This is a genomic window from Candidatus Blastococcus massiliensis AP3, from assembly GCF_000582785.1.
Lineage (GTDB): Bacteria > Actinomycetota > Actinomycetes > Mycobacteriales > Geodermatophilaceae > Blastococcus > Blastococcus massiliensis.
Map to the genome: position 1 here is coordinate 805,865 of NZ_HG931173.1, position 24,046 is coordinate 829,910.

The 24,046-nt window shown below is 75.9% G+C and carries 25 protein-coding genes, 1 pseudogene and 1 riboswitch; of the genes and pseudogenes, 14 read left to right on the forward strand and 12 right to left on the reverse strand.

What is annotated here, in order from left to right:
• The first annotated feature begins 67 nt into the window (after nt 1-67).
• Nucleotides 68-1,576, forward strand: a complete 1,509-nt coding sequence (locus BN344_RS20115; RefSeq protein WP_040337916.1) for a cobyric acid synthase — start codon at nt 68-70, stop codon at nt 1,574-1,576.
• Between the two features lie 12 nt (nt 1,577-1,588).
• On the opposite strand, the gene BN344_RS03895 is transcribed toward BN344_RS20115, so the two are convergent.
• Nucleotides 1,589-2,344: a maleylpyruvate isomerase family mycothiol-dependent enzyme gene (locus BN344_RS03895; protein WP_040337053.1), complete on the reverse strand. Its 756-nt coding sequence runs from the start codon at nt 2,342-2,344 to the stop codon at nt 1,589-1,591.
• A 16-nt stretch (nt 2,345-2,360) separates the two neighbouring features.
• Entirely contained in the window at nt 2,361-3,005 is a 645-nt protein-coding gene (locus BN344_RS03900; protein ID WP_051515527.1) for a TetR/AcrR family transcriptional regulator, read from the reverse strand.
• Nucleotides 3,006-3,122: 117 nt separating this feature from the next.
• A riboswitch (adenosylcobalamin (AdoCbl) riboswitch) is annotated at nt 3,123-3,215 on the forward strand.
• A gap of 65 nt (nt 3,216-3,280) precedes the next feature.
• On the opposite strand from BN344_RS03900, the gene BN344_RS03905 reads away from it, so the two are divergent.
• The 12 genes and pseudogenes from BN344_RS03905 (at nt 3,281) to cobA (ending at nt 12,472) form a co-directional block, all read left to right on the forward strand.
• On the forward strand, nt 3,281-4,756 hold the full coding sequence (locus BN344_RS03905; RefSeq protein WP_231486483.1) for an ATP-binding protein: 1,476 nt from the start codon (nt 3,281-3,283) through the stop codon (nt 4,754-4,756).
• 58 nt (nt 4,757-4,814) lie between these two features.
• A pseudogene (locus BN344_RS20570) lies at nt 4,815-5,066 on the forward strand (VWA domain-containing protein); the annotation flags it as partial.
• A 64-nt stretch (nt 5,067-5,130) separates the two neighbouring features.
• Nucleotides 5,131-5,319, forward strand: a complete 189-nt coding sequence (locus BN344_RS20575) for a vWA domain-containing protein (RefSeq protein WP_231486639.1) — start codon at nt 5,131-5,133, stop codon at nt 5,317-5,319.
• Nucleotide 5,320: 1 nt separating this feature from the next.
• On the forward strand, nt 5,321-5,935 hold the full coding sequence (gene cobO / locus BN344_RS03910; RefSeq protein ID WP_040337054.1) for a cob(I)yrinic acid a,c-diamide adenosyltransferase: 615 nt from the start codon (nt 5,321-5,323) through the stop codon (nt 5,933-5,935).
• The gene (locus BN344_RS03915) at nt 5,932-7,323 is read left to right on the forward strand and encodes a cobyrinate a,c-diamide synthase (RefSeq protein ID WP_040337918.1); all 1,392 of its coding nucleotides are present in this window, start codon (nt 5,932-5,934) and stop codon (nt 7,321-7,323) included. Before cobO ends, BN344_RS03915 begins: the two co-directional genes overlap by 4 nt.
• Nucleotides 7,310-8,002, forward strand: a complete 693-nt coding sequence (locus BN344_RS03920) for an energy-coupling factor ABC transporter permease (RefSeq protein WP_040337055.1) — start codon at nt 7,310-7,312, stop codon at nt 8,000-8,002. The genes BN344_RS03915 and BN344_RS03920 overlap by 14 nt, the downstream gene beginning before the upstream one ends.
• Nucleotides 7,999-8,307: an energy-coupling factor ABC transporter substrate-binding protein gene (locus tag BN344_RS03925; protein WP_051515528.1), complete on the forward strand. Its 309-nt coding sequence runs from the start codon at nt 7,999-8,001 to the stop codon at nt 8,305-8,307. The genes BN344_RS03920 and BN344_RS03925 overlap by 4 nt, the downstream gene beginning before the upstream one ends.
• Nucleotides 8,304-9,041 carry a cobalt ECF transporter T component CbiQ gene (gene cbiQ, locus BN344_RS03930; RefSeq protein WP_051515529.1) on the forward strand — a complete coding sequence of 246 codons (738 nt, stop codon included), beginning with the start codon at nt 8,304-8,306 and terminating at the stop codon, nt 9,039-9,041. The genes BN344_RS03925 and cbiQ overlap by 4 nt, the downstream gene beginning before the upstream one ends.
• On the forward strand, nt 9,038-9,883 hold the full coding sequence (locus BN344_RS03935; RefSeq protein ID WP_040337056.1) for an energy-coupling factor ABC transporter ATP-binding protein: 846 nt from the start codon (nt 9,038-9,040) through the stop codon (nt 9,881-9,883). The genes cbiQ and BN344_RS03935 overlap by 4 nt, the downstream gene beginning before the upstream one ends.
• Nucleotides 9,880-10,245, forward strand: coding sequence for a cobalamin biosynthesis protein (locus BN344_RS03940; RefSeq protein WP_040337057.1), 366 nt, complete (start codon nt 9,880-9,882; stop codon nt 10,243-10,245). The genes BN344_RS03935 and BN344_RS03940 overlap by 4 nt, the downstream gene beginning before the upstream one ends.
• A complete protein-coding gene (gene cobC, locus BN344_RS03945; RefSeq protein ID WP_040337058.1) occupies nt 10,242-11,285 on the forward strand; it encodes an Rv2231c family pyridoxal phosphate-dependent protein CobC in 1,044 nt (347 codons plus the stop codon). The genes BN344_RS03940 and cobC overlap by 4 nt, the downstream gene beginning before the upstream one ends.
• Complete coding sequence (cobA, locus tag BN344_RS03950) at nt 11,282-12,472, forward strand: uroporphyrinogen-III C-methyltransferase (protein ID WP_051515530.1); 1,191 nt, start codon at nt 11,282-11,284, stop codon at nt 12,470-12,472. The genes cobC and cobA overlap by 4 nt, the downstream gene beginning before the upstream one ends.
• Here cobA and BN344_RS03955 read toward each other — a convergent pair.
• Nucleotides 12,462-13,022 carry an FKBP-type peptidyl-prolyl cis-trans isomerase gene (locus tag BN344_RS03955; RefSeq protein WP_081788344.1) on the reverse strand — a complete coding sequence of 187 codons (561 nt, stop codon included), beginning with the start codon at nt 13,020-13,022 and terminating at the stop codon, nt 12,462-12,464. The two genes, cobA and BN344_RS03955, sit on opposite strands and share 11 nt — an antisense overlap.
• Nucleotides 13,023-13,113: 91 nt before the next feature.
• A complete protein-coding gene (locus tag BN344_RS03960) occupies nt 13,114-14,439 on the reverse strand; it encodes a methyl-accepting chemotaxis protein (protein WP_040337059.1) in 1,326 nt (441 codons plus the stop codon).
• Between the two features lie 110 nt (nt 14,440-14,549).
• On the opposite strand from BN344_RS03960, the gene BN344_RS03965 reads away from it, so the two are divergent.
• Nucleotides 14,550-14,771 (forward strand): hypothetical protein, encoded by a 222-nt coding sequence (locus BN344_RS03965; protein WP_040337060.1) that lies wholly within the window; start codon nt 14,550-14,552, stop codon nt 14,769-14,771.
• On the opposite strand, the gene BN344_RS03970 is transcribed toward BN344_RS03965, so the two are convergent.
• From BN344_RS03970 to BN344_RS04005, 8 genes are all read right to left on the reverse strand, one after another.
• Entirely contained in the window at nt 14,768-15,385 is a 618-nt protein-coding gene (locus tag BN344_RS03970) for an ABC transporter ATP-binding protein (protein WP_081788345.1), read from the reverse strand. The two genes, BN344_RS03965 and BN344_RS03970, sit on opposite strands and share 4 nt — an antisense overlap.
• Nucleotides 15,385-16,185 (reverse strand): ATP-binding cassette domain-containing protein, encoded by an 801-nt coding sequence (locus tag BN344_RS03975; protein ID WP_051515531.1) that lies wholly within the window; start codon nt 16,183-16,185, stop codon nt 15,385-15,387. Before BN344_RS03975 ends, BN344_RS03970 begins: the two co-directional genes overlap by 1 nt.
• On the reverse strand, nt 16,182-17,036 hold the full coding sequence (locus BN344_RS03980) for an ABC transporter permease (RefSeq protein ID WP_040337062.1): 855 nt from the start codon (nt 17,034-17,036) through the stop codon (nt 16,182-16,184). Before BN344_RS03980 ends, BN344_RS03975 begins: the two co-directional genes overlap by 4 nt.
• Nucleotides 17,033-18,124 carry an ABC transporter permease gene (locus BN344_RS03985; protein ID WP_197022223.1) on the reverse strand — a complete coding sequence of 364 codons (1,092 nt, stop codon included), beginning with the start codon at nt 18,122-18,124 and terminating at the stop codon, nt 17,033-17,035. The genes BN344_RS03980 and BN344_RS03985 overlap by 4 nt, the downstream gene beginning before the upstream one ends.
• Nucleotides 18,112-19,719, reverse strand: coding sequence for an ABC transporter substrate-binding protein (locus tag BN344_RS03990; RefSeq protein ID WP_040337063.1), 1,608 nt, complete (start codon nt 19,717-19,719; stop codon nt 18,112-18,114). The genes BN344_RS03985 and BN344_RS03990 overlap by 13 nt, the downstream gene beginning before the upstream one ends.
• Before the next feature lie 98 nt (nt 19,720-19,817).
• Nucleotides 19,818-21,407, reverse strand: coding sequence for a GTPase (locus BN344_RS03995; RefSeq protein WP_040337064.1), 1,590 nt, complete (start codon nt 21,405-21,407; stop codon nt 19,818-19,820).
• Nucleotides 21,404-23,107 (reverse strand): P-loop NTPase family protein, encoded by a 1,704-nt coding sequence (locus BN344_RS04000; protein ID WP_040337065.1) that lies wholly within the window; start codon nt 23,105-23,107, stop codon nt 21,404-21,406. The genes BN344_RS03995 and BN344_RS04000 overlap by 4 nt, the downstream gene beginning before the upstream one ends.
• Nucleotides 23,108-23,199: 92 nt before the next feature.
• Nucleotides 23,200-24,003, reverse strand: a complete 804-nt coding sequence (locus BN344_RS04005; protein ID WP_040337066.1) for a crotonase/enoyl-CoA hydratase family protein — start codon at nt 24,001-24,003, stop codon at nt 23,200-23,202.
• Nucleotides 24,004-24,046: the final 43 nt, after the last annotated feature.

Consider the following 24,046-nt stretch of genomic DNA (forward strand, 5'->3'; position numbering starts at 1 on the left):
TCTCCCGCGCGGTCTGGCTCGGCGCGGCGGCGCTCGCGGTGGCCGCCCGCCTGACCCGGAGCCGGTCGTGAGCGGGTCGCTGCTGGTCGCCGGGACGACGTCGGACGCCGGCAAATCGGTCGTCACCGCGGGCATCTGCCGCTGGCTGGTGCGCCAGGGAGTCTCGGTGGCGCCGTTCAAGGCGCAGAACATGAGCAACAACTCGATGGTCACCCCGGACGGCGCGGAGATCGGGCGGGCCCAGGTCATGCAGGCGGCCGCGGCACGGGTGGAGCCCGAGGCGGCCATGAACCCGGTCCTGCTCAAGCCCGGCGGCGACAACTCGAGCCAGGTCGTCGTCCTCGGCCGGGCTGTCGCCGACGTGACCGCGCTGTCCTACCGGCCGATGAAGGCCGCGCTGCTCGAGCAGGTGCTCAGCAGCCTGGCCGACCTGCGCTCGCGGTTCGACGTGGTGGTCTGCGAGGGCGCGGGCTCCCCCACCGAGATCAACCTGCGCGCCGACGACATCGCCAACATGGGCCTGGCCACCGCTGCCGGGCTGCCCGTCCTGGTGGTCGGCGACATCGACCGGGGCGGGTTGTTCCCCGCCCTCTACGGCACCGTCGCGCTCATGCCGCCGGCCGACCAGCGCCTGGTCGCCGGGTTCCTGGTCAACAAGTTCCGCGGCGACGTCCGCCTGCTCGAACCGGGACTGGTCGAGCTCGAGCGGCTCACCGGCCGCCCGACCCTGGGCGTGCTGCCCTGGCTGGGCGGGCTGGAGCTGGACGTCGAGGACTCCCTCGGCGTGCCCCGGGGCGGCACCCTCACCGCGCCGCCGCACGGCGAGGACGTGCTGCGCGTGGCGGTCGCCCGGCTGCCCCGGCTGTCGAACTTCACCGACCTCGACGCGCTCGCCGCCGAACCCGGCGTCCTGGTCCGCTACGTCACCCGGGCCGAGGAGCTCGCCGACGCGGACCTGGTCGTGCTCCCGGGCACCCGGTCGACGGTCGCCGACCTGGCCTGGCTGCGGGAGACCGGCCTGGCCGAGGCGGTCCGCCGGCACGCCGCCGCCGGCGGCCCCGTGCTCGGCATCTGCGGAGGGCACCAGATGCTGGCGCGCTCCATCACCGACGACGTGGAGTCCCGGGCCGGCACCGTCGACGGGCTGGGTCTGCTGCCCACCGACGTCCGCTTCGCCCCGGAGAAGACGCTCGGCCGCCCCTCGGGGTCGGCACTCGGGCAGCCGGTGCGTGGCTACGAGATCCACCACGGGGTGGTCACCGTCGACTGGGACTCCGGCGCCCCGGCCGCCGAGCCGTTCCTGGACGGCGCCCGCGCCGGGTCCGTGGCCGGGACGACCTGGCACGGGGCGCTGGAGAACGACGGGTTCCGCCGCGCCTTCCTGACCGAGGTCGCCGGCACCACCGGCCGCCGGTTCGTGCCCGCCCCGGACACCGACTTCGCCGCGGTCCGCGAGGCCCGGCTGGACCGGCTCGGCGACCTCGTCGCCGAGCACGCCGACACCGCGGCGCTGTGGCGGCTGATCGAGACCGGCGCCCCGCCGGACCTGCCGCTGCTGCCGCCCGGCCGGAGCTGAGAGCGGACGAGGTCAGAAGGGGACCTGCTGCGCGAGCAGCCCGGTCCCGCTCCCCCGACCCGACAGCACCCGGCAGAACTCGACCGCGTCGAGCTCCAGCTCCTCTCCGCCCGTTCCCGACGACCACCGGCCGCCGGCCGGGCCGGTGAGGACCAGCCGGTAGGGCCGGCCGTGGCGCTGGGCCCACTCGGCGACGACGTCGGCGACCAGGACCCCGTCGTGCTCGGGGGTGAGCTCCAGCTCGCGGCCGGTTGCGCGGCACACGTCGACGCGGTGCATCCAGACGTCGCGGGTCAGGACCACGTCGAGCAGGAAGCCGATCCGCCAGTACTCGCGGATGTCCCCCATGACCTGCTCCTCGGGCAGCTTCGCGCGGCCCACGAGCCGGGACATCCGGCGCCGGCCACGCACGGCGCGGGGCGTGGTGGCCTCGAGGGCGGCCACGATCGCCGGCCCGTCGAGACCGGCGTGCATGCGCACCTGCACGTCGGTCAGGGCGTCGATGCCGCCGCCGGCCTTGCCGGCCAGCCGCTGCTGGCGGGCCATCTCGCGCACCGAAGCGGCCATCTCCGCCATCCCGAGCACGTGCGCGGCCATCGCCGCGACGTCCCAGCCGGGACAGTCCGTGGACCGGTTCCAGTCGTCCGCCGACAGGTTCCGGAGGACGGCATGAATGCGTGCGTACTCGGTGGCGGCGAGCCGGTAGGCGGTGTCCCCGTCCAGGGCGGCGGTCCGCGGGCGGGAACGGGCAGGAGCAGGAGCGGTCACGACGGACCTCCTCGGATCAGCTGGCGGATGGGTTCTCTCGGTGATGGCGCAGCCACATGTCCATGACGTCGGGCAGGACCGTGGTGAAGGTGCCGGTCTCGAACGGTTCGCCGGGCGCGTTCGACAACTGCTGGGAGATCACCCCGCCGACCAGCGCGGTCCAGGTGCGGTAGGCGCGGTCGATGTCCACGTCCGCGGCGAGGTGCCCGGCGTCCCGCAGCCGGACCAGGAGCGCGCGGGAGTCGGCGTCCAGTTCGAGGGCCGGCGCGTACGCGCGCGCCGAGGGCGCGAACCCCGGCACCGGACGCCAGAACATGAGCGCCGAGTGGGCCGGGTGCTCGACGGCCCAGCGGACCAGGGCGGCCGTGCCGCCACGCAGGGCGGCGATCGGGTCGGCGTCCTCCCCGGTCGCCCCGGCCTCCTGCAGCGTCTCCCGCAGGGCGCGCCACCCGCGCTCGAAGAGGGCGTCGTAGAGAGCTTGCTTGCCGTCGAAGTATCCGTAGAGGGACGGCGGGCGGACGCCCATCCGGCGGGCCACCTCGACGAGCGTCAGCCCGGCGGCGCCGTGCTCCGCCATCACCTCGACCGCGACCTCGAGGACCTGCTCGATCGTCTCCTGCCGTCGCCGCTGCCGGCGGTCCAGGGGTGCCACTCCGGTCATGGCATCGACCTTCTCCTAATGCCATTAGGAAGTCAACAGGGTCTTAGGTGATCGTCGGCCGGACCCGGCCCGGTCGTTGCCGCCGCCAACGCCTCGTGGTCTCATTGCGCCGCCACACGCGACGGCAGTGGAGGAAGCCCGGTGAGATTCCGGCGCGGTCCCGCCACTGTGAGCCGGTTCTCCGGTTAGTCAGGAACTCCCGCCGTCGCGCTCCTGCCACCTCCGGGCGTGGACACCCGGGGAGAGGACGCGTGACCCGTGCGCCGTGTTCGCACTTGACCTACCCCTTCAGCGCCGTCGTCGGCATGGACGACATGCGGCTGGCCCTGCTGCTCAACGCCGTCTCCCCCGCCGTCGGCGGCGTGCTGGTGCGCGGCGAGAAGGGCACAGCGAAGTCGACGGCGGTCCGCGCGCTGGCCGCCGTGCTGCCGCCGGTCGCCGTCGTGCCGGGCTGCGGCTTCGCCTGCGACCCGGCCGCACCTGACCCGGCCTGCCCCGACGGGCCGCACGAGCCGACCGTGGACGGCCCGGTCCGCCCCGCACGGCTGGTCGAGCTGCCCGTCGGCGCCTCCGAGGACCGGGTCGTCGGCTCGCTGGACCTCGAGCGCGCGCTCACCGAGGGCGTGAAGGCGTTCGAGCCCGGCCTGCTGGCCGCCGCCCACCGCGGCGTGCTCTACGTCGACGAGGTCAACCTGCTGCACGACCACCTGGTCGACCTGCTGCTGGACGCCGCCGCGATGGGCACCGCCTACGTCGAGCGCGAGGGGATCTCCGTCCGGCACGCCGCCCGCTTCCTGCTCGTCGGGACGATGAACCCCGAGGAGGGCGAGCTGCGCCCGCAGCTGCTCGACCGGTTCGGGCTCACCGTCGAGGTGGCCGCGCCGCGCGACCCCGCCGAGCGCGCCGAGGTGGTGCGCCGGCGGTTCGCCTCCGACGCCGACCCGGCCGGGTTCGCCGCGGCGTGGTCGGCCGAGGAGGGCGGGCTGGCCACCCGGATCGCCGACGCCCGCGCCCGCCTGCCGCACGTCGTCCTCTCCGACGCCGCGCTGCAACAGGTCACCGCGGTGTGCGCCGCCTTCGACGTGGACGGCCTGCGGGCCGACCTGGTCACCGCCCGCGCGGCCATCGCGCACGCCGCCTGGTGTGGCCGCGTCGAGGTGACCGAGGACGACGTGCGGGTGGCCGCCCGGCTCGCCCTGCCGCACCGTCGCCGGCGCAACCCGTTCGACGCCCCGGGGCTCGACGAGGAGACGCTGGAGCAGGCGCTGTCCGACAGCCGTCCGGACGACGACCCCGACCCCGACGGCGACGGCCCCGACGGCGACGGCCCCGACGGCGGCCCCCCTGAGGGCGGCCCCCCTCAGGGCCAAAGTGGCCATTTTGGCCCCTCCTCGGAGGAGGACGGCGGCGGCGGCGGCGAGCCGACGATGGCGCCACGCGGCGAGGGCGGCGGCCACGCCGACGCCTGCCCCCGCACCGGACCGGGCCGCGGCCGCTCCATCGGAGACGTTCCGGGCCCGGCGGCTCGAGGTGCCGGGCATCGGCGCGGGCGCGGCCGGCCGGCGGTCGCGCGCCCGGTCCGAGCGCGGGCGGGTCGTCGGCTCCACGCGCCCGAGCGGCAGCGTCACGAAGCTGCACCTGGCCTCCACCGTCCTGGCCGCTGCGCCGCACCAGCGGGCGCGCGGCCGCACCGGCCCGGGCCTGCGGCTCGCCCGCGAGGACCTGCGGCAGTCCGCGGTGGAGGGCCGTGAGGGCAACCTCGTGCTCTTCGTGGTCGACGCCAGCGGCTCGATGGGGTCGCGGGCGCGGATGGGCGCGGTCAAGGGCGCCGTCCTGTCGCTGCTGATGGACGCCTACCAGCGCCGCGACAAGGTCGGGCTGATCACCTTCCGCGGCGCCACGGCCGACCTCGTCCTCCCGCCCACGTGGTCGGTCGACGCCGCCGCGGCACGGCTCGCCGAGGTGCCCACCGGAGGCCGGACGCCGCTCGCGGCCGGGTTGCTCCGAGCGCACGAGGTGCTGCGCATCGAGCGCATCCGCGACCCGCAGCGCCGCCCGCTGCTCGTCGTCGTCACCGACGGCCGCGCCACCGGGGGGCGTGGCGGCGCCTCCCTCGCCGAGGCGCATGCCGCGGCGCGGCTGCTCGCTGCCGCGGGGGCTGGCCGGCGTCGTCGTCGACTGCGAGTCGGGGCCGGTGCGGCTCGGGCTGGCCGCCGGACTGGGCGCCGTCCTGGGCGGGCCGACGATCCCGATGGGCGAGCTGGCGGCCGACGGCCTCGCGGCGACGGTCCGCGACGCGCGGAAGGTGGCCTGAGGTGCCCCGAGGGCAGGTCGAGAGCGTCCCTGCGGACGGCCTGACCACACGGCAGCGGCGCAACCGGGCACTCCTCGTGGTGCACACCGGCGAGATGAAGGGCAAGTCCACCGCCGCGTTCGGCATGGCGATGCGCGCCTGGAACCAGGGCTGGTCGATCGCGGTCTACCAGTTCGTCAAGAGCGCCAAGTGGAAGGTCGGCGAGGAGAACGCGCTGACCGCGCTCGGCCGGCTGCACGAGCAGACCGGCGACGGCGGTCCGGTCGTCTGGCACAAGATGGGTTCCGGCTGGAGCTGGTCGCGCCGCGCCGGCACCGAGACCGATCACGCCGCCGACGCCGCCGAGGGCTGGGCACAGATCAAGCGCGACCTGGCCGCCGAGGCACACCGGTTCTACGTGCTCGACGAGTTCACCTACCCCATGAAGTGGGGCTGGGTGGACATCGACGACGTGGTCGAGACCCTCACCAACCGCCCCGGGACCCAGCACCTGGTGATCACCGGGCGGGACGCGCACCCGGCGTTGGTCGAGGCCGCTGACCTGGTGGTCGAGATGACCAAGGTCAAGCACCCGATGGACGCCGGCCAGAAGGGCCAACGGGGGATCGAGTGGTGACCGTGCCGCGGATCGTCGTCGCGGCACCCACCAGCAACGCCGGCAAGACCTCCGTCGCCACCGGGCTCATCGCGGCGCTCGCCGCCCGCGGGCTCACCGTCTCGCCGCACAAGGTCGGCCCCGACTACATCGACCCGGGCTACCACGGGCTGGCCGCGGGCCGGCCCGGCCGGAACGTCGACCCCTGGATGGTCGGCGAGGAGCGCATCGCCCCGCTGTTCCTGCGCGGAGCGCTGCACCCGCGGCCGGCCGACCTCGCCGTCGTCGAGGGCGTCATGGGCCTGTTCGACGGCGCCAGCCACCCCTCGGTCGAACCGGGCTTCTCCTCCACCGCGCACGTCGCCCGGCTGCTGCGGGCACCGGTCGTGCTCGTCGTGGACGGCTCGTCGCAGGCGCGGTCGGTGGCGGCGCTCGTGCACGGGTTCGCGACCTTCGACCCCGGCGTCCGGCTCGGCGGCGTCGTCCTCAACCGGGTCGGCAGCGACCGGCACGAGGCGATCCTCCGGGAGGCGCTGGCCGCCGCCGGCGTGCCGGTGCTGGGGGCGGTCCGCCGGATGGAGCAGCTGCACACCCCGTCACGGCACCTCGGGCTGATCCCGGCGGCGGAGCGGTCGGACGCCGCGCTGGCCACGGTCCGCCGGCTGGGCGAGGTGGTCGCCGCCTCGGTCGACCTGGACGCCGTCCTGGCCCTGGCCCGCTCCGCTCCCCCGCTGGACGCCCGCCCATGGGACCCCTCGGCCGAGGTGACGCCCGTTCCCGGCCGGCCCCGGATAGCCGTTGCCGGAGGGCCGGCCTTCACCTTCGGCTACGCCGAGAACACCGAGCTGCTGGAGGCGGCCGGCGCCGAGGTCGTGACCGTGGACCCGCTCCGCGAGGAGTCGCTGCCTGCGGGCACCGCCGGCCTGGTCGTCGGCGGCGGCTTCCCGGAGCTGCACGCCGCCGAGCTGTCGGCGAACGAGTCCCTGCGCGCCGACGTCGCCGCGCTCGCCGCCCGCGGCGCCCCGGTCGCCGCCGAGTGCGCCGGGCTGCTCTACCTGGCCCGCGACCTGGAGGGCCTGCCGATGTGCGGCGTGCTGGACGTGGCGACGGCGATGTCGCCCCGGCTCACCCTCGGCTACCGGGCCGCGGTCGCCGTCACCGACTCGGTGCTCGCCGCGGCCGGCACCCGGGTGCGCGGCCACGAGTTCCACCGCACGCACGCCGACCCACCGTCCGGCGCGGCCGGCGCCTGGCGGTGGTCGGGAGACGGCGCGGAGGGCTTCGTCGCCGGCGCCGTGCACGCGTCCTACCTGCACCTCCACTGGGCCGGCAGCCCGCAGCTCGCCCAGCGCTTCGTCGCCTCCTGCGTCACCGCCGAACGATCGGAGAACGTCCGTGCACATCGCTGAAGGTTTCCTGCCGGCGGGTCACGCGGCCGGCTGGACGATCGCCGCCGCCCCGTTCGTCGTGCACGGCGCCCGGGCCGTGGTGAAGGAGGTGCGGGAGAACCCGGAGTCGACGCTGCTGCTCGGCGCAGCCGGCGCGTTCACCTTCGTGCTGAGCGCCATCAAGCTGCCCTCCGTCACGGGCAGCTCCAGCCACCCGACCGGCACCGGTCCCGGGGCCATCCTGTTCCGGCCACCGGTGATGGCACTGCTGGGAACGGTCGTCCTGCTGTTCCAGGCCCTGCTGCTGGCGCACGGCGGGCTGACCACGCTGGGCGCCAACGCGTTCGCGTTCGCGGTGGTCGGCCCGTGGGCCGGGTACGGCGCCTACCGGCTGACCCGGGCCGCCGGAGCCGGGCTGCTTCCGGCTGTCTTCGTCGGCGTCGCCCTCGCCGACCTCGCCACGTACGTCACCACCTCGGCGCAGCTGGCGCTGGCATTCCCGGACGCGGAGAGCGGCCTGGCCGGCGCCCTGGTCAAGTTCCTCGGCGTCTTCGCGGTCACGCAGGTCCCGCTGGCCATAGGGGAGGGACTGCTCGGCGTCCTGCTCTTCCGCGTGCTCACCGTCAACGCCCGCCCGGAGCTCGAGCGGCTCGGCATCCTGAAGTCCGCTCCCCTCGTCCCTTCCGGAGGTGCGGCATGACGCGCCGCACGCTGGTCAACGCGCTGCTCGTCTTCGCCGTCGTCGCGCTCTTCGCCGTTCCGCTGCTGGTCGACGGCGGCACCTCCGAGTACGGCGGCACCGACGCCGCCGTCACCGAGGAGCTCGAGGCCGACGGCTACACCCCCTGGTTCGACTCGTTGTTCTCCCCCGCAGGTGAGGTCGAGTCCGGGCTCTTCGCCCTGCAGGCCGCCCTCGGCGCCGGCGTGCTCGGCTACGTGCTCGGCCGGCTGCGCGGCCGGCGGGCGGCGACCCCGGCGATCCCCACAGGAGCCGGCGCGCAGTGACCGGGCTGGCCGTCGACGACGCGGCGTGGGCCAGCGCGTGGCGCCGGCGCGCGCCCGGCGACAAGCTGCTGCTCTGCGGCGGGCTCGTCGTCAGCGCCCTCGTGCTGCCGGCCTGGCCGGGCAGCGTGCTGGTCGGCGTCGTCGCGGTCCTGCTCGCCGTCGGCCCGGCGCAGGTGCCCGCGCGGATCTTCTTCCGGGCGGCGCGCTGGCCGCTGGCGTTCATCGCCCTCGGCGCGGTCACCGCCGTGGTGCAGATCGGCAGCGGCGGGCCCGGCTGGGCGCCGGACGCCGCGGCGCGCGCCGGCTCGCTCGTCGGGCACGCGCTGGCCGGGAGTGCCGCTGTGCTCCTGCTCGCGACGACCACACCGATGTCCGATCTGCTGCCGGCGCTGCGCCGTGCCCGGGTGCCCGACGCCGTCGTCGACGTGGCCTCGGTCGTCTACCGGCTGCTCTTCGTGCTGCTCGGCAGCCTGCACACCATCCGCGAGGCGCAGGCGGCGCGGATGGGGTACTCGTCGGTGCGCCGGTCCTACCGCTCCTCGGGAGCCCTCGCCGCTGCCGTGCTCACCCGTTCCTGGGACCGGGCCCGGAGGATGCAGGAGGGCCTGGCCGGTCGCGGCATGGAGACCGGGCTCCGGGTGCTCCCCGAGGTGCTGCCGTCGTCGCGGGTCTTCCTCAGCTGCTCGCTCACCGGTCTCGCCTCCATCGCCGCCACCTCCGCGGTGATGGCATGAGCCACCGGACGCTCGCCGCCACCGGGCTCGTGGCCGGGTACGAGCGAGGCCGTCCCGTGCTCGACGGCGCCTCGCTGACCGTGCCGGCCGGCCGGCGGCTGGCGCTGCTCGGCGCCAACGGCTCGGGCAAGACCACCCTGCTGCGGTGCCTGTCCGGCGCGCTGCGCCCGACGGCCGGCGCGGTGACCGTGGACGGCAGCCCCGTGGCGTACTCCCGCGGGGGGCTGCGCACGCACCGGCAGACCGTCCAGCTGGTCCTGCAGGACCCCGACGACCAGCTGTTCAGCGCCTCGGTGGCCCAGGACGTCTCGTTCGGTCCGCTCAACCTGGGTCTCGACGAGGCGGAGGTGCGCGCCCGGGTGGCCGAGGCGCTGCACCTGCTCGCCGTCGACCGGCTGGCGGGGCGGCCGACGCACCAGCTGTCCTACGGCGAGCGCAAGCGGGTGGCGATCGCCGGCGCGGTCGCGATGCGCCCCTGCGTGCTGCTGCTCGACGAGCCCACCGCCGGCCTCGATCCCTCCGCCGTCGCCGGGACGCTCGCGGCGCTCGCGCGGCTGCAGGACAACGACTCCACCGTGGCCATGAGCACCCACGACGTCGACCTGGCGTTGCGGTGGGCCGACGAGGTCGCGGTCGTGGTCGACGGGCGCGTCGTCCAGGGGACCCCCGAGCTGCTGCTCGCCGACGACGACCTGCTCGCCCGCGCCCGGCTCGACCGGCCCTGGGCGCTGACCGTGGGCACCCGGCTGCGCGACCTCGGTCTGCTGCCGGCCGGGCCCCTGCCCCGGGACGCCGCGGGCCTGCTCGCGGTGCTGCCCGACCGCCCCGGGGTGCCGACGTGATCACGGTCGGGATCGGTGCGCGGTCGGGGGTGAGCGCCGGGGAGGTGCTCGCCGCGGTCGACGCGGTGCTGCCCGCCGGCGCCGGCGCCGGCGACGTGCGGGTGGCGACCCTCGACGCACGGGCGCAGGAGCCCGGCCTGCGGGAGGCGGCCGCCGCGCGTGGCTGGCCGCTGGCCGGCCACACGGCGACCGCGCTCGCCCGGGTCCGGACCCCGACGGTGTCGGCCCGGGTGGCGGCCGAGGTGGGCACCGGTTCGGTGGCCGAGGCCGCAGCCCTGGTGCACGGCGGCTCGCTCGTGGTCCCCAGGACGGTGTGCGGCCGGGTGACCGTCGCGGTGGCCTCCGGTGCGCCGGCCCCATGACCGACCTCCACCACCACGGTGACGCCGAGCTGGGCCCCGGCCTGGTCGACCTGGCCGTCAACGTGCGCGCCGACGCCCCGCCGCCCTGGCTGCGCGCAGTCCTGCACGAGTCGATCGACGCCGTGGCGGCGTACCCCGATCCCGGCCCGGCCCGGACGGCGGTCGCCGCCGCGCACGGCCGCCCGGTCGACGAGGTGCTCCTGACCGCGGGCGCGGCCGAGGCCTTCGTCCTGATCGCCCGTGCGGTGCGCCCCCGCCTCGCAGCCGTCGTCCACCCCTCGTTCACCGAGCCGGAGGCGGCGCTGCGCGCGGCCGGGCACCCGGTCGTCCGGGTGGGGCTGCGCGCCGAGGACGGCTGGCGGCTCGACCCGGCCGCCGTGCCCGAGGAGGCCGACCTCGTCGTGCTCGGCAACCCGACGAACCCCACCTCCGTGCTGCACCCGGCAGCCGATGTCGCCGCCCTCGCCCGTCCGGGCCGTGTGCTCGTGGTCGACGAGGCCTTCGCCGACACGGTCCCGGGGGAACCGGAGAGCCTCGCCGCCCGGCGAGACGTCCCCGGGTTGCTCGTCGTCCGCAGCCTGACCAAGACGTGGGGGCTGGCCGGCCTGCGAGTGGGCTACGCGCTGGCCGACGCGGCGCTCGTCGCGCGCCTGGCGGCCGCGCAGCCCCACTGGCCCGTGTCCACGCCGGCGCTCGCCACGCTGACCGCTTGCACCACCCCCGCGGCGCGGGCCGAGGCCGAGGCAGCCGCGCGCGACCTCGACCGCTGGCGGGCCGCCCTGGTGGCCGGCCTGCCGCCCTCCGTCGTCCTCGAGGGCCGACCGCGCTCGTCGTTCGTCCTGCTCCGCGTCCCCGACGGGGCGCGGGTGCGGGCGCTGCTCCGGGACCGGGGCTGGGCGGTGCGCCGCGGCGACACCTTCCCCGGCCTCGGCCCCGACCACCTGCGGGTCGCGGTGCGCCCACCCGAGGTCTCCGCGGCCTTCACCGCCGCCCTCGCCGACGTCCTCCCGCCCGCCCCGCTCCCCGAGGAGGTGCCATGAGCACCGCGCCCCTCCCCTCCACCTCCGCGACGCTCCACCCGGTCGGTCTCCGGCTGCAGGGCCGCCGGGTGGTCGTCGTCGGCGGCGGGTCCGCCGGGTACCGGGCGACCGCCGGGCTGGTGCACGCCGGTGCGTCCGTGACCGTCGTCAGCCCCGCCGTCGTCCCCGCGCTCGAGGCGATGGCCGGCTCCGGCGCGCTGTCGTGGGTCCGCCGTCCCTACGCAGCCGGCGACCTCGCGGACGCCTGGTACGCCGTCGCCGCGACCGGGGATCCGGCGGTGGACGGGGCCGTCGCCGACGACGCCGAGCGGGCCCGGGTCTTCTGCACCCGCCCCGGCGCCCCGGAGACGTCCAGCGCCCAGCCCGCGCCCACGGACGCGGAGGACCCGCCTCGGCCCGAGCGCGGGGCCGGCCGGGTGGTGCTCGTCGGCGGTGGCCCGGGCGACCCGGGGCTGATCACGGTGCGCGGCCAGCAGGCGCTGTCGAGGGCCGACGTCGTCGTCGTCGACAACCTCGGCCCGCGCGCCCTGGTGGCCGGGCTCCGGCCCGGCGTCGGGATCGTCGACGCCTCGAAGCTGCCGCGCGGCCGCGCGATGCCCCAGGAGGAGATCAACGCCCGGCTGGTCGAGCACGCGCGGGCCGGCCGGCTCGTGGTCCGCCTCAAGGGCGGCGACCCGTTCGTGTTCGGGCGGGGCATGGAGGAGCTGGTGGCCTGCACGGCCGCGGGCGTGCCCGTCGAGATCGTCCCGGGCGTGACCAGCGCCGTGGCCGTCCCGGGCCTCGCCGGTGTCCCCGTGACACACCGGGGGCTCACCCACGAGTTCGTCGTCGTCTCGGGTCACGTGCCGCCGGGACACCCCCTGTCACTCGTGGACTGGTCCGCGATCGGCCGCCTGCGCGGCACGGTCGTCGTCCTCATGGGCGTCGAGAACGCCGCGGCGATCGCGGCCGCCCTCGTCGAGCACGGCAGGCCACCCGGCACCCCCGTCGCCGTGGTGACCGACGGGACGACGGCGACGCAGCGCACGGTGCGGACGACCCTCGAGCACCTCGGCACCACGATGCGCGACGAGGACGTCCGCCCACCCGCCGTCTGGGTGGTCGGCGAGGTCGTCCGGCTGGCCGCACAGGACGTGCCGGCCCCTGCCGACGCGTCCTGTGCGGCTCAGCGGACCGTCAGGGGCTGACCTCGACCAGGTCCAGTACGAACACCAGGGTCGAGCCGCCGGGGATCGGGCCGCGGTCCTGGTCGCCGTAGCCGAGCTCGCTGGGGATCGTGACGATCCGCCGGCCGCCGACCTGCATGCCGGTGATCGCCTGCTCGAAGCCGGGGATGACCATGCCCTGCCCCACCGGCACGGGCAGCGGGCGGCCGGGCGCGCCGCCGCTCCAGGACGCGTCGAACTCCTCGCCGGTCTCGTAGAAGGTGCCGACGTACTGGACCGCGGCGGTCGTCCCCGCGACGGCCTCCGCGCCGGTCCCGACCACGACGTCGCTGATCACCAGGCCGCAGGGCGGCGGCGCGTCGGACCCGGGAACCTCGGGCTTCACCGCGAGGTCGGCGGAGACCCCCGGTGCCGGCTCGGCGGTCGCCGGCCTCTCCTCGCAGGCCTGCGTGGTGGGCGCGGCCGTGCTGTCCGCGGGCGACTCCGCGTCGTCGTCGCTCCCGCCGCAGGCGGCCAGGGAGACGGACATCGCGACGGCGAGCAACGCCCGCGAGGCGGTACGGCGGAACATCGGGTCACTCCTGGCGAGCAGCGCTCGGGTAGGGCTCTGGAGCCGGTTGGGGGGCGGCCGGTCGCACCGCCCCGGCCATCGTCCCAGGCGGTCACATCTCGCTGACGATGCGCTGCAGGTCGTCGGCCATCGCGGTGGCCGCCCGGGAGGCACCGGAGATCGCGTCCTGCGCCTGCATGGTCGAGGCGCTCTGCTCCTCGACCGCGGCCGCGATCGTCGCCTGCGTCTCGACCACGCCCGCGATGACCTCCTGCACCTGGGCCAGCGCGCTGCCCGCGGCCTCGACGTCGCCCCGCACGGCGTCGACGACGCGCCGGATCCGCTCGGTGGCCTCCGCCGTCTCCGACGCCAGGTCCTTCACCTCGCCGGCCACGACGGCGAACCCCTTCCCGGCCTCACCGGCGCGGGCGGACTCGATGGTGGCGTTGAGCGCCAGCAGGTTGGTCTGGTCGGCGATGGTGGAGATGCTGCCGGCGATCTGGTCGATCTCGGCCATGGTCGTGGCGAGCCGGGCGACGGTCTCGGCCCCTTCCCGCGAACCGGCGCTCGCCGCGTGCGCGGTGCTCGTCGCGGTGCCGGCCGCGGTGGCGATCTCGTCGATGGCCGCGCTGAGGGCGGCCATCACGTCGGTCGCCGTCCCGACGTTCTCGTCCAGGCGCCGTCCGGCCTCCAGCAGGGAGGCGAGCTTCTCCTCGACCATCGCGGCCCGCTCCTCGCGGTGCGCCAGGGCAGCGGCCGCCTCGTCCGCGGCGCGGGCACGCTCCTCGGCCAGTTCGCCCTGGGCCCGCGCCTGCGCGACGGCCTGCTCCTCGGCGCGACGCTGCTCGGCGCGGCGGCCGCGGTCGGCCTCCTCGGTGAACTTCCAGCCGTAGGCGAGGAAGACCGCCTCGGCCAGCAGGAAGACGGCGTGGAGCAGGGCGAACGCGATCGGGTTCTCGTGCGCCTCGTGGGTCGAGAAGACCGACTCGGGCATGGCCAGGCTCATGACGGCGTGGTGCACGGCCACGAAGAGCACGGCGAGGATGAACGGCGTCCACTGCTGGTAGAGCGCGACGAGGGCCAGCAGCGCGTAGAACCAGATGTGCAGGTCGGTGAGCCCACCACCGACGTGCACGAGCACGTCCGCGCCGATCATCAGCCCGAGGCTGACGGCGCTGGCTCGTGCCACCTGGGGTCGGAGGGTGAACCCCAGGACGAGCAGGAGCACGATCACGGCGAGCTGGCCCCACAGCAGCCAGCCGCCCACCCCCCGGTACAGCCCCAGGGCGGCCAGCACCGGCGGATGCACCGCCAGGACGCCGGAGATGACGCGGTGCCTGGGGAGGAAGGCGCGCTCGTCGAGACGGGCGCCGCGCGGGATGGCGGCCCAGAAGCCGGTGCGCCCGCGGTCCGTCGGTGCTGCGAGGGAGGTCGTCACTGATGGACTATCGGCGCTCCGGCGGATGAATTGACCACAACCGATGTAGTCGTTCCATCGTTTCCGTCGTCCGGTGCATCCGGACGCACCGGTCCGCACGAACACCGGTCGTGGACCCGCGCCAGTGGATCCTGCAGCCCCTCGTGGATGCCGGACTGCCTCCCCAGACCATCGCCGATCTGCTGTTCCGCCTGAGCTTCGAGGCCGTGGCGTCGGACGGCACACTGGCCGGCGGAGCGCATGCCGTCGTCGACGGCCGGCCCGCTCCGGTCCGTGCCGCCTGGGTGGAGACGCTCAGCCGGATGATCGCGGCGGCGGAGCTGACCTCCTAGGAGGGTCGCTCCTCCACCGGCGACGGCGTCCAGTCCAGAACCCGGCCGGCGACGGCGTCCAGCAGCGGCCGGTCGTGCGAGACGGCCAGGACGCCGATGCCCGCCTCGCGGCAGCGCTCGAGGAGCAGCGTCCAGATCCGCGCCTGGGTGACCGCGTCGAGGCTCGCGCTGATCTCGTCGGCCACCAGGTAGCGGGGTCGTGCGAGCAGCGCCCGGGCGAGGTTGACGCGCTGCAGCTCGCCGCCGCTGATCTCGTGGGGGTACCGGTCCAGCCAGGCCGCGGGCACGAGCCGCTCGTCGGCCGCTCCGGCGTCCGCGGCGGCCAGGATCCGGCGCACCGTCCAGCGGGGATCCATGGCGCGCTCGGGGTGCTGGAGCACCAGTTGCACCGGGTGCGGCGCCCGGCGCGAGCGCGGCACCTCGCCGTCGACGGTGACCCGGCCCCGGTCGGGCCGCGCGTGACCGGCGAGCAGCCGGCCGAGGGTGCTCTTGCCACCACCGCTGGGCCCGCACAGCCCGACCACCTCGCCGGCCTCGACCCGCAGGTCCACGCCCGCGAGCACCCACGGCCGGTCGGCGGCGTAGCGGAACCAGAGCTCCTCGGCCTGGAGCATCAGACGCCCTCCACCACACGGAAGCCGTTGCCCGGGAGCGCCTGCCAGAGCGCTCGGGTGTACGGGTGGCTGAGCGCGGCGCCGTCGCCGGTGAAGGCGGCAGGGTCGGCGACGTCGACGGTGCGCCCGTCGCGGGCGATCACCACCCGGTCGGCCACCTCGAGCGCCGCACTCAACTCGTGGGTGATGAGCACGACGGCGCTCCCGGCGTCGGCCATGCCGCGGAACCCCTCGAGCGTCGCGCGGACGTCGGCGGGCGGCAGCCCGGTGGTGGGTTCGTCGGCGAACAGCACCCGTGGATCGGCCATGGTGGCCATCGCGACCAGCACCCGTCGCGCCATGCCGCCGGAGAGCTCGTGCGGGTAGCGGCGCAGCACCTCGGGCCCGAGGCCCCGCCGTTCGAGGGCCTCGGCGGCCCCGCGCCGCGGATCGCGGTGCCCGGTCAGTCGCGCCGAGCGCCGCACCTGGCTGCCGACGGTGCGGAGCGGGTCGAGGAAGCTCGCTGCCTGCGGCAGCAGCGACATGCCTCGGCCCGCGTGCCGGCGGCGGCCGGCGGGGTCCAGCGGGTCGCCGTCGAGCAGCACCTCCCCGCGCTCCAGGGCGTTGGGCGGCAGCAGCCCGAGGACGGCGTGGGCGAGCAGGCTCTTGCCCGCGCCGCTGGCACCCACCAGGGCGACGACCTCGCCGGCCGCCACGGTGAGATCCATGCCGGTCAGGGCGTGCACGGTGCGCCGCCGCAGCCCCCGCTCGTACTGGAGGAAGTCGACCTCCAGCCCCCGCACCTCCAGCACCGCGCTCACAGGTGGTGGCTCCGCGGATCGAGCAGGGCCCGGGTGTTGTTGCCGATCGTGTCGACGAGCTTGACGACGACCAGCAGGCACAGCCCCGGCAGGACGGCGAGCCACCACGCGCCGGCGGTGAGGTAGCGCATCGACTCGGCCAGCAGGATGCCGATCGAGGGCTCCCCCGGGTCGACGCCCAGGCCGAGGAACGACAGCGCCGCCTCGTGCAGGATCGCGTGCGGGAAGAGCAGCACCGTGCCGACGAGGAAGTGCCCGGTGAGATGACCGGCCAGGTGCCTGCGGGCGATCCAGGCCCGGCCGTGGCCCTGCTGCCGCGAGATCGCGACGTAGTCCGACGACATGACCTCGCGCGCCCGGCCGCGCAGCACGCGGGTGAGCGTGGGCCAGTGCGTCAGCGCGACGGCCACGATCACGGCGTCGGTCCCGCCGCCCAGGGCGAAGGCGAGCAGGATCAGCAGCACCAGGTGCGGCAGGGCGAGGAAGAGGTCGACCAGCCAGCCGACGGCCCGGTCGACGACGCCGCCGAACACCGCCGCCAGGCATGCCAGCACCAGGGCGATGGCCGCGGAGACCACCGCGGCGGTCACGCCGACCACCAGGCTCAGCCGCAGGCCGGCCAGCGTGCGCGCGAGCATGTCCCGGCCCAGCCGGTCGGTGCCGAACCAGTGCTGGGCCGAGGGCCCGAGGTTGCGGTCGGTGAGGCTCGTGGTCTGGGCCGGGTCGGCGGCCAGCCCACCGGCCACGACCACGCCCACCACGACGGCGAGCGCGACGCCGACGTACCAGAGGGTGCGGCGGCGCCGGTCGAACCGCGGCCCGCGCCGCACCGGCTCGAGGACGGCGGTCATCGGGTGCCCTGACCGGCGGGCTGCGGGGCGGGCAGGGGGTCCGGTGCCAGCAGCGGTTCGGCCGGCTCGCCGCGGCCCCAGCGGGGGCGGCGGGCCCGACCGAGGTCGCGGGTGACCCGGGGGTCCAGGCGCGCGTGCACCAGGTCACCCGTCTGGTTGCCGACGAAGACGAACACCGTCGTGAACAGCGCGATGCCCAGCAGCAGCGGCACGTCCTGGCCGAGCGCGGCCTGCGTCGTGGCCGCGCCGAGGCCGGGATAGGAGAACACCTGCTCGGCCAGCACCGACCCGCCGAACAGCTCCCCCAGCGAGGCGAACTGCAGCAGGACCGCCGGCGCCGCGGCGTTGCGCAGCACCGAGTGCACGACCACGCCGCGGGTCGACTCCCCCTGGGCGCGGGCGAAGGCGACGTGGTCGCTGGCCATCGCCTCGATGACGGCGTGGCGCGTGTGCAGGACGACGGGCGCGACGCCCACGACCGAGAGGGTGAGCGCGGGCAGGACCAGGTGGTGCAGCCGGTCCAGCAGCGTGACGTCGTCGGCCAGCACGCCGACCGGCGCCGCGCAGCAGACCGGCGTCCAGCCGAGCGACACGGAGAAGACGTAGAGCAGCAGCAGGCCGACCCAGAACGTCGGCGCCGAGGCCAGGGTGTACGCCCACCAGCAGACCGCACGGTCGGTGAACCGCCCCTGACGGACACCGGCGAGCACCCCCAGCGCGAAACCGACGATCCCCGAGAGGACCCAGGCGGTCGCCATGAGTGCCAGGCTGGTCAGGAAGCGCTCGCCGATGACCTCGGTGACCGGCTGGTTGACCGTGAGCGAGCGGCCGAGATCGCCCTGGGCGACGTTGCCGAGCCACGCGGTGAAGCGCTCCAGCGGGGGGTCGCCCAGCCCCCACCGCTCGGCGATCTGCGCCCGCTGCTCGGGCCCGATCGCGGCGACGTCACCACCCACGTAGGCGTCGACCGGGTCCACCGGCGAGTTCACCATCAGGGCGAAGGACGCCGTCGCCACGGCCGCCAGCAGCAGGACCAGCCGGACCAGGCGCCCGGCCAGCCCCCGCATCGCGCGGGTCAGCAGCTCCACTGCCAGCCGGCGATCCCCGCCGTGATCGGCCAGCCGTGGCCGTGCGGCTCGATCCGCGGCTCACCGATGTCCAGGCACTCGTCGACGAAATAGGTGTGGTCGAGGTTGACCAGCCACGCCCACGCGGCGTCCCCGGAGGGCCCGAAGCCCGTGTCCTCGCCGTCGTACTGGGCGGCCCGCCAGTGCCGGTTCGCCTCGTCGGGGTCGGTCGCCGTCATGGCCGCCTCGAGCTCGGCGTCGACGTCCGGGTTCGCGTAGAAGCCGGGGTTCCAGGACTCCACCCCGGCCTGGCTCGAGGAGTAGAGGTTGTACATCTCGGTCGGGTCGAGGCTGCCCCAGCCGAAGAGGACCGCGTCGGAGTGCATGCGCGCGTAGATCGCGTCCCAGCTCTCGCCCTGCGGCGTGATGTCGACGCCGATGGGGGCGACCATGTCGGCCACCGAGAGCGCCAGGTCCTGGCGCAGCGAGTCCGACGCCGGGTAGAGCAGCGCGAACGACGCGCGGACGCCGTCCTTCTCCCGCACGCCGTCGCCGTCGGAGTCGGTCCAGCCGGCCTCCTCCAGGAGCTCCTCGGCGGCCTCCGGGTCGGCGTCCTCGATGGCGGACTCCGGCTCGTGCCAGGGCAGGCCGTCGACGGGACCGGTGGCGGGTGAGCCGTGGCCCTCCAGGACGCCGTCGACCAGTGCCTGCCGGTCGACGGCGAGGTTGATCGCCTGCCGGACGGCGAGGTCGGAGGTGACGTCGTTGCCGATCGGCGCACCGTCGTCGGTGGTCTCCCCGGTGTCGGGGACGTACGGGAAGGTGATGCCGCGGTTGTCCACCGACTGCACCGGGACCAGCCGCATGCCGGGCACCTGGGTGCCGGCGAGCTGGGCCGGCACGGCGGCCATGTCGAGCTGGCCGGCCGATGCCGCGGCGATCGAGGCGTCCTCGCCGGTGAACTGGAAGACGATCCGCTCGAAGGCGGGTGCCGCGCCGTAGTAGTCGTCGTTGCGCTCGACGATGAGCTGCTGGCCCTGGTCCCACTGCACCAGCTCGAACGGTCCGGAGCCCACCGGGTTGCGCGCGTAGTCGGGCCCGTGCGCGTGCTCGGGGACGATGCCGAGGCCGATCAGCCGGTTCACGAAGGTGCTCTGCGGACGCTCGAGCCGGAGCTCGACGGTGTCGTCGTCCACGACCACGGCCTCGCGCAGGGCGGTGACGTCGGTGAGGCCGCCGCTCTCGCTCGCCGTCGTGAACGTGTAGGCGACGTCGGAGGCGGTCACCGGCTCGCCGTCGCTGAACCGGGCGTCGGTCCGGAGGTCGACGGTCCACACCAGCCCGTCGTCGCTGATGGACCACCCGGTGGCCAGGTCGGGCACGACGTCGAGGTTCGCGTCCCGGGTGAGCAGCGTGGACTGGAACAGCGGTGACCCGTACCGGCCCCAACCCAGCGTCGGGTCGAAGCCGTCCTCCGGCTCGCCGCCGATCGCCAGGCGCAGTTCGCTGGGAGCTGCCGCGACCGTCTCCGGGCCGGCGTCGGCGCACGCGGTGAGGGCGACGGCCAGCACGGCGGCGACCGCGACCGGCCGGCCGTACGTCGTGGCTGCGCGCATGCGGGATCCCTCCGTCGACCTGGGATCCCGACTCTATTGCAAACCACTTGCAACAAGCCGGGCCGGTGCTCCCGGACTGCGCAGACAGGGCGCGCGGATCAGCCGCCGGCGCGGGCGACGGCGGCGCAGAAGGTCCGCACGTCCTCGACCGTCTCGTCCAGCGGCGCCAGCACCTCGACCCGGGCCACCTCCGCCACGCGCGCGGTGAGCCGCGCCTCCGCCCGGCGTCGTCGTCGCCGCGCACCCGCGCGCACGAAGGGCCGGGCCAGGACGGCGAGCAGCGCTCCCCCGAGCAGGCCCGCCACCAGCAGCAGCGTGGGCACCGGGATGCCCTCGACGTCCGGCAGCGGCAGGACGTCGCCGAGCTGCAGCCAGCCGAGGACACCCAGCACGAGCAGCCAGACCGCGCCGACCAGCGCACCGGCGAGCAGCAGCCACTGCAGTCCGCCGACCGCGCGCTGCCACAGCGGCACGCGGCCCGGACCGAGGTCCGTGCCGGTCACCGCCTGGTCCAGCCGGTCGGCCAGACCCGACTCCGCCCGGTCCGCGGTACGCCGCAGCTCGTCCCGCCAGGCCTGCGGCAGCCCCTCGCCGGCTGCGGCGCGGACGCGGCGCAGCGCCGCGGTCATGGCGGCCTGCTGCACCGCGCCCGCGGCCGGCAGGGAGGAGCGCGCCCGCTCGTCCCCCAGGTGCAGTCGGCCCAGCGGGTCAGGGCGCAGCTTGCGGACCCAGCGCAGCGGCGGCCACCCGGTGCGCGCCGAGCCGTCCCGCCGGGCGGAGCGCTCGACCGCCGCAGCGACCACCGGCACGCCTGCCGCGTCCGCGAGGGCACCGGCGAGCTCGGCCTCGGCGGCGCCCCCCGCCGGCGAACCGGCGTCACCGTCGGGGCAGTGGACGGCGAGCGCCGCGGCCGTCGCCCGCACGTCGGCGGTGAGGCGCTCGGTCGCGGCCTTCCGTGCGGTGACGCGACGGGTCAGCTCGGCCTGCAGGTCGAAGAGGCCCGCGCCGGTGCGGGCCGAGGTCGCGACGATCGGGGTGTCGGCGAGCCCCTCGCCGTCGAGCAGCCGGCGCAGATCGGCCAGACACGTGGCGGCCGCCTGCTCGTCGAGTCGGTCGATCTGGTTGAGCACCACGACGAGCACCCCGGCGTGTCCGGCCATCGGCGCCAGGTACCGGTCGTGCACCGCGGCATCGGCGTACTTCTGTGGATCGAGCACCCACACCAGCACGTCGACGAGCTCGACCAGCCGATCGACCTCCAGCCGGTGCTCGAGCCGGACGCTGTCGTGGTCGGGCAGGTCCAGCAGCACGAGCCCGTCCAGCCCCGGGTCGGCGTCGGCCACCCGGTGCCGCCGCGGCACCTCCAGCCAGTCCAGCAGCCGGTCGGCGTCGGCCTCGCCCCAGACCGAGGCGTGCGCCACCCCGGTGGTCGGCCGGCGCACCCCCGGCGTGCTCACCTCGGCGCCGGACAGCGCGTTGAAGAGCGTGGACTTGCCGCTCCCGGTCGCGCCGGCGAGCGCGACGACCGTGGCGTCGCCCAGGGCCTCCCGCGCGCCGGCCTTGGCCAGCAGCGTGCGGGCGTGGGCGATGTCGGGCACGTCCAGCCGCTCCTCGGCCACCTCGACCGCCTCGCGCAGCGCGGCCAGCCGCTCCCCCAGCGGCGCTCCGCCGCGATCCCGCCGCCTCATCGCTGCGCCCGCCGGGCGGCGTCCAGCTCGGCGGTCGCGGCGCGGAGCTCCTCGACGTCGCCCGGCTGCGGTGCGGCGGCGTCGACCAGCTCGTCGAACCGTGCCCGTTCGAAGGTGAGCAACCGGTCCGCCCGCTGCTCGAGGTCCGCCCGCGCACGGGCGGCGAGGGCCCGCACCGCGGAGTCGCCGAACACCGCCTCGAGCACCCGCTGGCCCACCGCCGTCGTCCCGCCGGCCACGGCCACCTCGCCACCGGTGAGCCCGCCGGTCGAGGCGAACACCGCGACCATCACCACGGCTCCGGCGCCGTTGACGCCCCACGAGTAGGCCCGTGCGCGGGTGCGTTTGTCGGCACCCTCGCTGCGCACGAGGTCCAGGACCGCCCCCTGCCAGTCGCGCACCTCGGCGGCGGCCGCGTCCGGGAAGTCCGGGGAGGCCGCCTCCAGCTCCTGCTGCCGGCCGGTCAGCAGAGCCGGTCCACCGGCGGTGGCACGCCACGCCGTGACGGTCCGCTCCGCCGCCTCGTCGGCGGCGTCCCGCAGGAGCACCTCCACCCCGGACTCCAGCGCCTGCTGCACCCCGACACCGGCCGACGGGCGGCCGGTGAGCGTCGCCGTGAGCCGGTCGCGCAGCCGCCCGACCTGCCCCTGCAGAGTGCGCATCCACTCCCCGGTGCCGACGAACTCCTGCCACCGGGCGAGCACCTCGCCCCGCAGCAGCGCACCACTGGCGACGCCGTCGGACACCGTCGTGCCCGCCTGCGCGTAGGCCGCCTCCGCGGTCTCGCGCAGGGCGGTCGCGGCGGCTGCCTGCCGGGCCACGCCCTCGGCCACCCCGTCGACCCGCGCGCCGAGGCTGTCCAGCGCGCCGGCGAGCGTCTGCCGGACGACGGCGGCACGTTGCTCCTGGTCGGCCGCCAGGCCGTGCAGCCACGTGCGCAGCGGGCCGACCTGGTCCTCGGGCAGGTAGCCGTCGACGAGCGGCCGTTCCTCGACGACGAACAGCCGGGCCGCCTCCAGCCCCGCGCTGCGCAGCATGCCGCCCAGATCGGCGGCGATCTCGCCGGCCGCCTCCGGGGGCACCCGGTCGAGGACGACGGCCAGCGCGGTGCCTCGCTCCTGCGCCGTGCGCAGCAGCTCCCACGGAACGGCGTCGGCGTAGCGGGCCGCCGTCGTCACGAACACCCACAGGTCGGCCGCCGCGAGCAGCTGGCCGGCGAGCTCGCGGTTGGTCTCGACCACGGAGTCGACGTCGGGGGCGTCGAGGACCGCCAACCCGGCCGGCAGCGCGTCGCTGACCACGAGCCGCAGGCCGCCGGTGACCTCGCCCTCCCCGGTGGTCCGCGCCAGGCCGGGCAGCACGCGGTCGCCGGCGAACGCGGCTCGGTCGGCCGGCGAGCAGACGAGCACCGGTGCGCGGGTGGTCGGCCGGAGCACGCCGGCGGTGGTGACCGGCGTGCCGAGCAGGCTGTTGACCAAGGTGGACTTGCCGGCCCCCGTCGAACCCCCGACCACCGCGAGCAACGGGGCATCGAGGTCACGCAGCCGCGGCAGCAGGTAGTCGTCGATCTGGTCGACGACGGCGCGGGCCGACCGGCTCGCCTCGTCCCGGCCGGGGACGTCGAGGTGCAGGGGTGCGGCGGCCAGGAGGTCGCGGAGCGCCTGCAGAGCGTCGGGCAGCCGCAGCGCAGAGGTGCTCATGACCGGCATACCTGCCCCCGGGAAGGCGCGCTCACCCGTGGGTGGACCACCCCTGCTCTATCGAGGCTGGAGGCTGGACCCGGCGGCCGACGTCAGCCGGCCGTCCACTGCGGGGGCCGCTTCTCCGCGAACGCCCGCATGCCCTCGGCGGCGTCGTTCGAGGTGAACAGGCGCCCCATCTCCTCGCCCGAGCGCTCCCACAGCTCGGCCTCCGCCGGCCGGTCGCCGTCGAAGAGCCCGAGCGCGAGCCGCTTGCTGGCCTGCACCGCGAGCGGGGCGTTGGCCGCGATGACCTCGGCGAGCCTCATCGCCGTCGGCACCACGTCCGCGGCCGGGACGACCTCGTTGACCAGACCCCAGCGGAGCGCCTCCGCGGCGCTCATCGGTTCGCCGGTGAGGACCAGCCGCATGGCCACCTTGCGGGGCAGCTGTTCGGGCAGCCGGAAGACGCCACCGGCCGCGGCGAGCAGGCCACGCTTGACCTCCGGCACGCCGAAGGTGGCGTGCTCGGCGGCGACGACCAGGTCCGCGGCGAGCGCCAACTCGGTGCCTCCGCCCAGCGCCGCACCGTTGACCGCGGCGATCACGGGGGTGCTCGTCGGGTGGCGCACGACGCCGGCGAAGCCGTAGTGCTCGCGGCCCGGGACGATCGCCCGCTCGCCGCGCGCGAGTGCCTTGAGGTCGGCCCCGGCGGAGAACGCCTGGTCCCCCGCCCCGGTGAGCACGACGCAGCGGATCTCCGGCTCGGACTCCGCCGCGTCGAAGGCATCGGCGAGCCGGGTGGCGACGTCGAGGTCCAGGGCGTTGCGTGCCTGCGGCCGGTTGATCGTGACGAGCAGGACGTTGCCGGCCCGCTCGGTGAGGACGGTCGGAGCGGGCTGATCGGGGGTGCTCAACTGCTGGCCTCCAGGGCGGGACGACGGGGGCGAGGTGCGGCGC